At 66.0% G+C, this 11,263-nt stretch carries 10 protein-coding genes; 3 read left to right on the forward strand and 7 right to left on the reverse strand.

Annotation, left to right across the window (positions count from 1 at the left end):
• Positions 1–24 precede the first annotated feature (24 nt).
• From ACIBK2_RS23885 to ACIBK2_RS23905, 5 genes are all read right to left on the reverse strand, one after another.
• Entirely contained in the window at positions 25–483 is a 459-nt protein-coding gene (locus ACIBK2_RS23885) for a hypothetical protein (RefSeq protein WP_396969904.1), read from the reverse strand.
• A 230-nt stretch (positions 484–713) separates the two neighbouring features.
• Positions 714–2,408 carry a serine hydrolase gene (locus ACIBK2_RS23890; RefSeq protein WP_396969905.1) on the reverse strand — a complete coding sequence of 565 codons (1,695 nt, stop codon included), beginning with the start codon at positions 2,406–2,408 and terminating at the stop codon, positions 714–716.
• 40 nt (positions 2,409–2,448) lie between these two features.
• A complete protein-coding gene (locus ACIBK2_RS23895) occupies positions 2,449–3,735 on the reverse strand; it encodes an exo-beta-N-acetylmuramidase NamZ domain-containing protein (protein ID WP_396969907.1) in 1,287 nt (428 codons plus the stop codon).
• A gap of 712 nt (positions 3,736–4,447) precedes the next feature.
• Entirely contained in the window at positions 4,448–5,569 is a 1,122-nt protein-coding gene (locus tag ACIBK2_RS23900) for an epoxide hydrolase family protein (RefSeq protein ID WP_396969909.1), read from the reverse strand.
• 72 nt (positions 5,570–5,641) lie between these two features.
• The gene (locus ACIBK2_RS23905; protein WP_396969911.1) at positions 5,642–7,045 is read right to left on the reverse strand and encodes an MFS transporter; all 1,404 of its coding nucleotides are present in this window, start codon (positions 7,043–7,045) and stop codon (positions 5,642–5,644) included.
• A gap of 79 nt (positions 7,046–7,124) precedes the next feature.
• Here ACIBK2_RS23905 and ACIBK2_RS23910 point away from each other — a divergent pair, with 79 nt between their 5' ends.
• The 3 genes from ACIBK2_RS23910 to ACIBK2_RS23920 all read left to right on the forward strand — a co-directional run bounded on the left by ACIBK2_RS23910 (position 7,125) and on the right by ACIBK2_RS23920 (position 8,815).
• A complete protein-coding gene (locus tag ACIBK2_RS23910) occupies positions 7,125–7,712 on the forward strand; it encodes a CGNR zinc finger domain-containing protein (protein WP_396969913.1) in 588 nt (195 codons plus the stop codon).
• A gap of 241 nt (positions 7,713–7,953) precedes the next feature.
• Positions 7,954–8,445 (forward strand): hypothetical protein, encoded by a 492-nt coding sequence (locus ACIBK2_RS23915; RefSeq protein ID WP_396969915.1) that lies wholly within the window; start codon positions 7,954–7,956, stop codon positions 8,443–8,445.
• Positions 8,446–8,557: 112 nt separating this feature from the next.
• Positions 8,558–8,815 (forward strand): hypothetical protein, encoded by a 258-nt coding sequence (locus ACIBK2_RS23920; protein ID WP_396969917.1) that lies wholly within the window; start codon positions 8,558–8,560, stop codon positions 8,813–8,815.
• 158 nt (positions 8,816–8,973) lie between these two features.
• Here ACIBK2_RS23920 and mug read toward each other — a convergent pair whose 3' ends face one another.
• Both mug and ACIBK2_RS23930 read right to left on the reverse strand, forming a co-directional pair.
• Positions 8,974–9,537, reverse strand: coding sequence for a G/U mismatch-specific DNA glycosylase (gene mug, locus ACIBK2_RS23925; protein WP_396969919.1), 564 nt, complete (start codon positions 9,535–9,537; stop codon positions 8,974–8,976).
• A 222-nt stretch (positions 9,538–9,759) separates the two neighbouring features.
• Positions 9,760–10,644, reverse strand: coding sequence for a helix-turn-helix domain-containing protein (locus ACIBK2_RS23930; RefSeq protein ID WP_396969921.1), 885 nt, complete (start codon positions 10,642–10,644; stop codon positions 9,760–9,762).
• Positions 10,645–11,263: the final 619 nt, after the last annotated feature.

The raw sequence follows: 11,263 nt of genomic DNA on the forward strand, positions 1-11,263 counted from the left end.
GGTCCGTCCGGGCCACGGAGATGTCTAGCAACTGGTACTTCCACACACGAAGATCGTGACATCTTTGGAGACCTTGGCGGAGCCGGCCGTTTGATTCTCCGCGTTGGTGAATGACGCCGTGATCCGAGCAGCCTTGTCGACATTCCAGTCGGTCGATGATCGGACGTCAACAAGCTCGGAGTGCAACTTTCCGTCACAGTTCAGTTTCCCCAGATTACCCTTGCCAGTCGCTTTTCCGTCGAATGGGGACTGGGTTGCGGTGACGCCGATCTTCGATATCCCCGAATCGGCAGCACAGTTGTACTTCAGGCCTACGGTGATGACTTGCGAGCTCTCACCCTCACCGCCGTCAAAGCCGCGGGCCTCCGTATCGATGGAGAGCATAGTCTCTGCGTGCGCCAAGGGCGCAACACCTATCAATATGCCACCGACGAGGAGTGCAGCGCCTGCGCTGTACGCCGCGGTCGTCCTTTTGATACTCATATCCATGTCCTCAATATTTGCGTGAGTGGAGGGCGACGCTTCGAACTCGACTTTGCATCTCAGCTCTGATGAGGACTCGCTAGACGGGTTTCACGGTACTGCCACGTATTCGATGTCGAGGCCGGTCTGGATCGGACACTCCGACAGGACAAATCGTGGCCCGCCTGATCCTGCTGCTGGTATCAGCGTGCACACGCCATCGCCACCGGGCCGGCCGATGCCTGCGGTTGTCAGTTGGTGGTCTCGGTGAAGCCGTCGAGGACGATTTTCGCCGTGTCCCTGTCGATCCGGTCGTCGAAGATCAGCTCGGGTCCGGCCGTGATCCGGATCGCATCGATGTAGACCCCGCGGCCGTGATACAGCGAGTCGGTGGTGTAGCGCCAGCGCAGCCGTACCGGGCCGCTCAGTCCAGCAAGGCCGGCGGACGCCGTCAGCCACTGTCGGCCCTCGTACCCGCCCACCTGGCCGGGCGTGGTCACGTTCAGGCGGTCACCGGTGATCGCGAACGGGACCTGCTGCCAAGTCGCGCCGCCGTCGCTGGATACCTCGAGGGAGAAGTAGTCATAGCCGGGCTCGGTGTCGTACCAGAGCGCGAACTCCAGGCGGGCAGCCGCAGGCAGCGTGATCGGCAGCACCAGGCTGTTGGTGGTCTGGTCGGCCATCCCACCGAACCACGCGTAGCGGTCGGCGGTCGGCCGCACCGCCACCGCGCGCGCGATGTCGTAGGCGACCGCGCACCGCGCCGGGTTCGTGGAACCCCAGTCGCGGCTCGGGTGGACCCTGTTGGTGAGCAGGATCGTGAACGCACCGGTGGTCGGGTCACCGGCCAGCGAGGTTCCGGTAAATCCGGTGTGCGCGAAGCTATACGGCGTCGCCAGCGCCCCTGCCTCCCAATGCTGGTAGAGCTCGATGCCAAGGCCGTGGTCGTTGCCGGGGAATGCCTGGTTGTAGTTGGTCAGCATCTTGATGACCCAGTCCCTGGACAGGATCCGGCAGTCGCCGTAACTGCCGCCGTTCAGCAAGGTTTGCGCGAAGATGGCCAAGTCGTGCGCGGTGGAGAACAGCCCGGCATGCCCGGCCACTCCCCCGAGCGCCCAGGCGTTCTCGTCGTGCACCTGGCCCCAGACCAGGCCGCGGTCGGGTACCAGCTGGTACTCCTCGGCAGCGATCCGGTGCTTCAGTGCGGTCGGCGGGTTGAACATCGTGTCGGTCATCCTCAGCGGGGCGATGATGCCGTCGCGGACCAGCACGTCCAGGGTGCGGCCGGTGATCGTCTCCGCGAGCAGCTGCAGCGTCAAGAAGTTCAGGTCCGAGTAGAGATAGGCCGTTCCGGCCGGGGCTTGCGGCACGGTCGCCAGAATCGCGGCGATCATTTCGGCGTGCGTGGCGTAGGTCCACAGCGGCGGACTCGGGTCCGGCGGCAGCCCGGAGGTATGGGTGAGCAGCTGCAGGATCGTGATGTCGCTCTTGCCGTGGCTTGCGTAGTCCGGCAGGTACTTCACTACGGTGTCGTCGAGCGCCGGCCGGCCCCGTTGCATCAACTGCACCACGACCGTTGCGGTGAACAGCTTAGTCAGCGAGGCCAGGTCGTAGATGGTGTCGGTGGTGGTCTCGAGCCGCTGGCCGCTCGGCAGCAGATCACCCTGGTGGTTTGCATAGAGCAGGTTGTAGCCGTCAGCAGCGAACTCCGCGATCACACCGTCGCGCCCGGCGATCACGACCTCGCCGGGGTACATCGGGTGGCCGTCGGCGCCGGTTCCGAGCCGCAGCCCCGCTGCGGCGTCCACCGGGGTCTGGTCGGCGTATTGCGTCAGCAGCCTGGCCTGTGCCGGGGTGCCGTAGCGCAACACCGGGCCCGCGTGCGGTACCAGCTCCGCGAGGGTCCGCCCACCGGAACTGGTGACCGTGACCTGCCCCGATGTCATGATCGGGCGGACGGCGCTGGGGTCGCGAACTGGCGTCGTCTCACGATGGGTCATCCTCCCGGTACATGAGGTACTCCTTTCGAAGTCGGGCGAACTCCGCGAGCTCGGCCTGCCAGCCCGCCACGATTTCGGCGGTGTCCTTCCCTGCGTCGACCGAGGTACGGATCCAGTCCGAGCCGGAGAGCTTGTCCACCCAGATCGCGTCCCGCCCCGGGTACTGCCAGCCGAAGCCGCCGGGATACTGGCGCCGGACAGTCACCAGCATGGCCACCGCGGTGGTGATGGCGTCGAACGAGCCGCGGTCGGTGATGTAGCACTGCAGGCCGCCGCACACCGTGTTCTCGTACTTGTCGAAGGTCGGCCGCACGTACTCCTCGCGGAACCCGGTTCCGTGCAGGCCGTTGGTTTCCAGCTCGGCGTTGAGCGTGTCCAGCCAGTGGTAGTCGATGTACGGGGCGGTGACCAGCTCGAACGGACGGGTAGTGCCCCGCCCCTCGGACAGGTTGGTGCCCTCGAACAGGCACAGCCCGTAATACACCAGCGCGGTGTCGGAGGTGGGCATGTTCGGTGACGGCATCACCCAGGGCAGCCCGGTCTGGTCGTAGTACATGCCGCGGCGCCAGCCCCGCATCGCGACCACGGTCAGCTCCGCCTTCCTGCCCCCGGCATCGGCAGGCACGAACTGGTCGTTGAACAGCAGCGCCAACTCGCCGACCGTCATTGCGTGCTGCTGGCAGATCGGCTTCATGCCGACGAAGGTCTCCAACTGCGGACGCATCACCGGGCCGCTGGGCCTGGCACCTCCCAGCGGGTTAGGGCGGTCCAGCACGATGAACGGGATGCCGAGCACTGCCGCCGCCGCCAAACCGAGGTACATCGTCCAGATATAGGTGTAGAACCGGGCGCCGACGTCCTGGATATCGAAGCCGAGCGCCTGCACCCCGGACTGCCGTACCAGCGTCACGGTGTCGGCCACGTCGGCGCCGTACATGTTGTAGACCGGAAGCCCGGTCTTCGGGTCGGTGTAGGTGCCCACTCCGCCGCCGGCCTGAGCGGTCCCGCGGAAGCCGTGCTCCGGGCCGAACACCGCGGTCAGGTTCACCGCCGCGGCGGCGTGCATGACGTCGACCTCGTGGGTGAAGTCGCTCTCGATCGCGGTGGGGTTGGCGATGATCCCGAATTTCTTGCCTGCCACCAGCTGATAGCCGTCGGCAGCGAAGAGGTCGAAGCCGGTCCGTACCACCGGATGCGTCAGCTCAGCGCCGCCCCCGCGTCCGGCTGCGGTCCTGGGACCCGCGTCGGCCGACGGGAAAATCCGATGCCTCATCTCTCGCTCCTCCGGGCAGCCGAGCGGTGGCACAGCCCGAGACTCCCACGGCACGCCCGTCCGGTCAATATTCCCCAGGCCTCGCCGACGTCCAGTCCATCGGTACCGCGCGGAAGCATTCTGCGCCGATCCGGCCGGGGGTAATACAGGGCTGCTATCAGCTCGACCGCCGTCCGGCCTTCGATGTCGCCGCCTGGAGGCGCGTTGACTCGGCCCAGCTATACCGAATCGAAAACGGGCGTCAACCTCACGAAAGCCGTTGGGGCCATGAAGCTCTCGAGGTCAGCGTCGCGACTGCCGTTGAGCCGTCACGGTTCTTCGCGGCGATGGCGACGGTACCCGATGTCGTTGGCGGAACGGATATGCCAGGCCTGCCTGCAGGTACTGCCGTTTCAGCGGGCAGCGATCGCGGTGAATGTCGAGGAGACGGGATGGGAAGCGTTGTGCGCCAGCGACTCTGTCGCCGAGCGGATCGAAGAGTCAAGCGACAGTCAGTGAAGGACCTGGCACCGAGGCGGCGATCAGCGGGATGCCCGTGTTCATCGACGACTTGGCGGTGATCCATCGGCGGTGGCCGTTACTCGGTGCGGCATTGGGTCTTTCGGACTGTGGCGCGATGTACGCGTTGCCCTTGCAGGTGGGCGCGGCGCGGGTGGGCGACCGGAGGCGGGCAGAACCATCCCCCGAACGCGGGCTTCCCGGGGAGGAACGGTCAGCGGACGAGGCGGAAGAACCCGCGCACCTGCTCGACCAGCGACTCCGGCTGCTCCAACGCGGCGAAGTGGCCACCTCGCGGCAGCTCCTCGAACCAGCGCAGGTCGGTGAACCGCTGCTCGGCCTCCCGTTGCGAGGGACGGGTGATGTCACGGGGATAGACAGACAGCCCGGATGGCGCGGTGACCTTGTCCCGGAAGTTGGCGAAGCTCTCCCAGTACAGGCGCGCCGACGAGGTGGCCGATGCGGTGAACCAGTAGACCGAGATCTCGTCGAGGATCTGCTGCCGCGACACCGCGTCCTCGGGATGGCCGTTGTTGTCGGTCCAGGCCCAGAACTTCTCGGCGATCCAGGCGGCCTGGCCTGCCGGAGAGTCGGTGAGTCCGTAGCCGAGGGTCTGCGGCCGGGTCGCCTGGAGGGCTGAGTATCCCCGGCCGGTGCGTTGAAACTCCTTCTCGGCCTTGAGGTTCGCCAGCTCCGCGGGCGTCGGGTCGTCGAACGTGCCCGCCGCCACGGACCCCAGGTTCAGGTGCACGCCGGCGACCCGCTCGGGCGCCACCTCGCCCAGTGCGCCGGACACCGCCGAACCCCAGTCCCCGCCCTGCGCGCCGTACCGTTCATAACCCAGCGAGACCATCAGCGTGTCCCAGGCGCGCGCGATGCGTTTGACGCCCCACCCGGTCGTCGACGGCTTGTCACTCCAGCCATACCCGGGCAACGACGGCGCGACCACGTGAAACGCGTCCGCCGGGTCTCCGCCGTGCGCGCGCGGGTCGGTCAGCGGGCCCAAGACCTCCAGGAACTCGAGCACCGAACCCGGCCACCCGTGCGTGAGCACCAGCGGGAATGCGTCCGGCTCCGGCGAGCGGACGTGTAGGAAGTGGATGCCCAGCCCGTCGATTGTGTCGCGGTACTGCGGGAAAGCGTTCAGCCGCGCGGCGAACCCGAAGTCGTAGTCCTCGGCCCAGCTGCGGCAAAGCTCCTGCGCATAAGCCAGCGGCAACCCCTGCGACCAGTCGTCCACCGGCTCGGGCTCGGGCCACCGCGTCCGTCGCAACCGTTCACGCAGATCCGCGATCTCGGCGTCGGTGATGCTGACCTCAAACGGCGCGGCGGCCATAGCGGACTCTCTTCCTCGGTAGGGCGTTATCAGACAGAGTGAAGCCGTCGACCGGCTCGGAGGTGTGGACCGTCATCGCCGGCTCCCCCGCGTGTGGTCAGGTTCGGCGCCAGGGCGCCGGGTCAGGCTGAGGACGAGTCCGGCCAGGGGCAGTGCCGCGAGCACGGCGAGGGCCACCGGCACCGACGCTATGCCGGACAGTCCCGCGACAGCAGCCGGACCGATCCCGCCACCCAGGAAGATCATGAAGTTGAGCAAGCCCTGTGCGGTGTCGCTGTCGCGCGCGGCGACCAGTTCCGGTGCGAGGCTTACCAATACGGCCTGGGCACCGGTGAAGCCACACACGGTCAGCGCCGCGCCGACGACGATCGGAATCGGCCCGTTGCAGACCGCGACCACGAGCACGCCGACGACGGTGAGTGCCGCAAGCCCGGCCGACACCTGCCACCCGGTGAACCGGTCGGTCGCGGTGCCGACCAGCCGCCCGGCCAGCACCGAGCAGGCGGCGGCCGGGACCAAGAGCGCGCCGGCTACGAGGGGGCCGCCGCCCGTGGCCTGCTCGATCAGGGACGGGGCAAGGAACAGCACCCCGTAGTAACCGGCGAAGATCGTCCCGCCGACGAGCCCGGCCGACAGGAAGCCGCGGGCCGCGATCACCCGCCGAGGCACGAACCCGTCGGGCGTGCGTCGCACGCGCCACCACAGTCCCACGGCGGCGAGCGCCCCGGCCGCAGCCACGGCGAGCGTGACCGGAGCGGGCAGGCCGACCGAATGTGCCTGCAGCAACGTGATCAACGAGCCGGCGAGAACCGACAGCACGGCCACGCCGACGATGTCGAGTCGCCCGGCCGAGCCGTCCCGCTCGCCACCGATCCCCGTGAACGTGCGCCTGCCCGCCAATGCGACCAGCAGGAGGGGCAGTGCGAGGACCGGGATCGCGAGCACGGCACGCCACCCCAGCCATGCGGTGACCGCCCCGCCCAACAGGGTCCCGCACGCCGACATTGTCGCGCTGGCGGCTGCGATGATTCCCAGCGCGCGGATCCGTTCCCGCCCTGGAAGGGCGGTGGCCACGGCGAAGACGGCGATCACGGTCGCACCGGCTCCGGCACCACCGATCAGTCGACCGACGATCACGACCGGCAGCGTCGGTCCTGCTCCAGCGAGCGCCGAGCCCGCGGCGAGTGCCACGACCCCGACGACGAGTACCCGGAAGGGACCCCATCGGGCCATCAGCCGACCCGCGACCGGCATCGCGAGCGCGGAGGTCAGCGACCATGCGGCGAGGATCCATGCCGTGGCCCCGAACGGCACCCCGAGCGCACGGCCGATGGCCGGCAGCGCCACAGACGGTGCGCCCAGTGCTACGTACTGTGGCAGCACCAACATCCCCAGGATCAGCCCCAGCCAGCGCCCGTCTGGCGCGTGGTTCGATTCGCCGCTGCGGGCCCTTTCAGACGGGATCGTCTGCGGCATCGTCGTCTCCTCCCACAAATGGTGACACGCGAAAGCTACTATGGATGTCACATTACGGAGTAGCGAGGAGACACGTCAAATGATTAATGCGTGTAACAACGCCTCGGCGGTCCAGACGGCCGTCGATCTCGCCAACACCTCGAGGCCGATCAAGGGCGAGGACGCGCTCGAGACCGTGGAGCAACTCCGGGACTTCTTCGACGATCATTCGCCGGTCGAGCCTCCGAATTCGGCCGCAGACCGATGGGCCGGCATGCGGAAGCGTCTCACCCGCGCCGACCTAGCGGAGGTCCGCGCAGTGCGCGAGACGGTTCGCGCCGTGCTCGAACAAGCGAGCACCGACCCGGTTGGGGCCGCAGCCCTGATCAATGACGGCCTGCGTCGCAACCGCGCCACCCCCGCGCTGCGCCACGATCACGACCGCTGGTGGACCGAGGTCACCTCCGACACCGACCACTACTCGGCACACCTCGCCGTAACCACGCTCAGCGCACTGGCTTCCGTGATCGCCACGCTCGGTCCGACCCGTCTCGGCGTATGCGCCGGACCGACCTGCCGGGCCACTTTCGCAGACCTCTCACGCAACGGCTCGAAGCAGTATTGCACCCGAACCTGCGCGCACCGGGCCAGCGTCGCGGCCTACCGCAGCCGCCAAAGCCCGCCCTGAGTGTCGGCACACGCCCCTGTCAGGTCCGGCTCCCGGGTGCCGTCCGAGCCGGCGATCGGAGGCCGGGCGCACAGATCGCAGCGGACCTCGACCAGGCAGGGCCGACCTCCTCGATCGCACGAATCCGGCCGTCGTCGACGACGATTGCGCCCAGGAGTAAGCATCGCGTTCGCCACCGATCGGCGGTGGCGCAGGCGGGCAAATACTTTCGGTTCGATCGAAACGATGGAGTGGAGACGGGTTGGAGAGACCCAAGAAGACCTCGGTCTACGCGGGGATGGCGCTTGTCGCGGCAGCGGCCCTGGTGGTAGCGGTCGTCACCGAGGTCCGCGAGCCCGATGATTGCCTTCGCGTCGACGACAGCCTGACAAACCTGATCATGACTCGATCATCGGCGAGTCCGATCACGCCCGAGGCCGCGAACGCTATCGAAAACCCCTTCGCAAGATCCCGACAATCGGTTCCTTACACCAACTACTACATCATCGTGATGCGCTTCCAACTGCCGGACGGTACCACCATCGACGGAGTATGGGGATTGGGCACCAACTCACCGAAACCACAACGCGGACAGGCTTTATCGCACGATGCACCAGTCGACGGCCGGGCTAGTTCGCTGGCCGCGATATCCCCGTCGGCTGAGCAGTGGACGGACTGGCCGAATCGCGATATCCCCGTACAGGACGGCGATCCGCTGGTGCAGAAAGCTCGGGAATGCTTGACACATAACTGATCTCAGAAAGCTCGGCGAATCGCAATACCGCACCGGAAAGCTCCGTAAGAGGCCTTGCTATCGCGAAGGGGATTATGTGAACTGGGTAGATAGAACACAACGGAGCAACAGCGTGCCCGCACCGGCTTCCTTCCTGATGGTTGTTGCTGGAATAATTGTCGGCTCACTGTGCTGGGTGGCAGTACAGCGATTGACGCCGGTCATCACCAACGAGTTCTTGGATGTATTCGTTGTACCGATCACGGCTTCGGCTATCGTATCGATCATCGTCGGATACGCTCTGCCACGATTCCGAGTCTTTGCCTGGTCTCTGCTGATCGGCACGATCCTTTTCGCCGCGACCTTCTACGCTCTTGTCCTGCGCCAGTAGAGGGACACACGCGCTGACCACAGAAAAGACGCCCGCCGAACCGCATCCGGCGCAGACGCTAACCGGACGACGGCAAAGACCAGCGACCGATATGGTCGCCACGTTTCCCCAGGATCTACGAAATATGCCTGCACCACGCGAATTCGCGCGGAAGTAGGTCAACCGGTTTCGACCACCTCGCGCAGCGCGCGGAATTCCGCGGCGAGAGCGTCGAGTGTGTAGTGGGCGTTGAGCCCGCTAGGGTTGGGCAGCACCCACACCGCGGTATCACCGACCCGCTCGGTTTGGGGACCGACTGTAGTGCGCGGACGACCGAAAGCCGTGCGGTAGGCGCCGATACCGAGTACAGCCAGCACTCGGGGTTGATACTGCTCGACCCGATCGACCAGGGCGCGTCCGCCGACACGCAGTTCGTCGGGGGTCAGTTGCTCGGCTTTGGCGGTCGTGCGTGCGGCCACATTCGTGATCCCCAAGCTCAGCGCGAGCAGTTCTCGCTGTTCGTCGGGCTGCAGTAGGCGCGGCGTGAAGCCGGACCGATGCAATGCCGGCCAGAACCGATTTCCCGGACGAGCAAAGTGATATCCGGTGGCCCCGGACCACAAGCCCGGATTGATTCCGCAGAACAGCACATGCAAGCCGGGCCCGATCAGATCGGGAATAGTCTTGTCCTGCGCCGCGGCCAGATCCGCGGGCGACGGCCGAGCTGACGAACCAGAACCCATTCCCTCAGTCTGCCGGGTGCCCGGCCGACCATCTGCTGCCGGGCTCAGCGCACGGGTACCGACCCGACGTGCACTCGACCCCAGACCCCTTCGCGGCCCCGTGCATTACGACCGACACTCCGCCACACCCGATGTTCCGAACGCTGCCCAGTGTGGTTGCGCTACGCCATCTCCCCCAAGGACGACACGCGGCGCAATCGGGAGACGAGAGAAGGACGCGTCTTATAGCGCTGAGGCGGCAGCCATCATCAGCGCTCGGGACCGCTCCGGTGTATCCGCCTGGATCGCGAGCCGATCCATCACACCGCGATATAGAAGGACGTCGTCCCATCGATCCAAATACAGCGCGGTAGTCAGCTGTTCCAGATAGATGACGTCGGGCAGATCCCCCTCGGCGAAGCGCAACATGGTGAACGAACTACCCGCCGCCGCGCTGGCACCGGAACGGTAGGACAGCACCTGGATCGTCACGCTGGACTTGGCCGACATCTGCACCAAATGCTCGATCTGCGCACGCTGCACATCGACGCCACCGACCGGCCGGTGCAGGACAGCCTCGTCCAGCACCGCCCACAGCATCGGGCCACCAGTCACATCCAGGACCTCCTGACGCCTGGTACGCAGTTCAACGCGCCGCGCCGCTTCGTTGCTCTCCTGCCCCATCTCGACAACCGCGGCGGCATAGTCCTCGGTCTGTAACAGCCCCGGAATCAGTTGTCCCTCATAGGTTCTGATCGTGCGCGCCGCACCTTCCAACCCGAGATAGGTCTCGAACCACTGCGGCAACAGATCGTTGTATCGATGCCACCAACCCTGCTCATTGGCCTTGAGCGCCAAATCCACGAACATCTCTCGTTGCGCTGCGTCGTTAACCCCATACAGGGCAAGCAGATCCACAATGTCGCGTTCCTTGAACCCCGTCCGGCCCAGCTCGAGCCGACTGATCTTGGCATACGAACCACGAATATGATCCCCCGCAGCTTGCGGCGTAATCCCACACGCTTCACGCAACCGGCGCAACTGACCACCGACCGCGATCCGCAACGCAGTCGGACCACGCTCCGCCACACCCGGATCAACCACAATCCGTTTCGGTTCCGCGACCATGCTCGTCCTACTCCGATGCTGAAAGGCCACCCGCGGCACCACCGCCCACGCCCCAAGCTCTCGCAAGCCACACCGCGTCCGCGCTGATGATATCGCTCGAACACACCAGGTCGATCAAACCGGACCGAACCACCTCCGCCCGATCGAAATTGAACGACCGACCAAGAGAACAACCTCATCCGAGCCAAGCCCGCCAACCAACCCACCCGCACAGGCAGAAGGCTGACATTGCCCCCAGCGCAAAGGATGCCGGCCTCCACTGTGTCTAGAGGGGGACACACACGCTAAACACACGACTCGACCTGCGGAAACGATGAAACAGGTGCGGTTCCTCGCCAGAGGTCGTTGATCGCCACCATGGCCTCGGCCAGTCCTGTCGACAGCGATCACCTGCTGGCCAACTCTCGACTGCGGCGGAGGCACCGAATCGTGGCCTCGGCTCCGATTTAGGCGTGCCTCGTTCGCGCGACGCACCGGTAAACACAGCCGGTTCGTCGAATGCTCGGCGCCACGAGGTCACGCAACTAGTGCCTCGTCAAGCAACCTTCGGTAGGTAATCAGGTAACCGGATCTTGGAGTTGACGGCGAACTCGCGTTTGGGCTGGGCGTGCTGGTTGTG

This window comes from Nocardia sp. NPDC050175, assembly GCF_044459885.1.
Lineage (GTDB): Bacteria > Actinomycetota > Actinomycetes > Mycobacteriales > Mycobacteriaceae > Nocardia.

Coding starts and splice junctions, on each gene's coding strand:
- ACIBK2_RS23905 (WP_396969911.1), bottom strand. CDS start 7,045: ATGCCGCAGACGATCCCGTCTGAAAGGGCCCGCAGCGGCGAATCGAAC.
- mug (WP_396969919.1), bottom strand. CDS start 9,537: ATGGGTTCTGGTTCGTCAGCTCGGCCGTCGCCCGCGGATCTGGCCGCG.
- ACIBK2_RS23900 (WP_396969909.1), bottom strand. CDS start 5,569: ATGGCCGCCGCGCCGTTTGAGGTCAGCATCACCGACGCCGAGATCGCG.
- ACIBK2_RS23890 (WP_396969905.1), bottom strand. CDS start 2,408: ATGACATCGGGGCAGGTCACGGTCACCAGTTCCGGTGGGCGGACCCTC.
- ACIBK2_RS23910 (WP_396969913.1), top strand. CDS start 7,125: ATGATTAATGCGTGTAACAACGCCTCGGCGGTCCAGACGGCCGTCGAT.
- ACIBK2_RS23895 (WP_396969907.1), bottom strand. CDS start 3,735: ATGAGGCATCGGATTTTCCCGTCGGCCGACGCGGGTCCCAGGACCGCA.
- ACIBK2_RS23885 (WP_396969904.1), bottom strand. CDS start 483: ATGAGTATCAAAAGGACGACCGCGGCGTACAGCGCAGGCGCTGCACTC.
- ACIBK2_RS23930 (WP_396969921.1), bottom strand. CDS start 10,644: ATGGTCGCGGAACCGAAACGGATTGTGGTTGATCCGGGTGTGGCGGAG.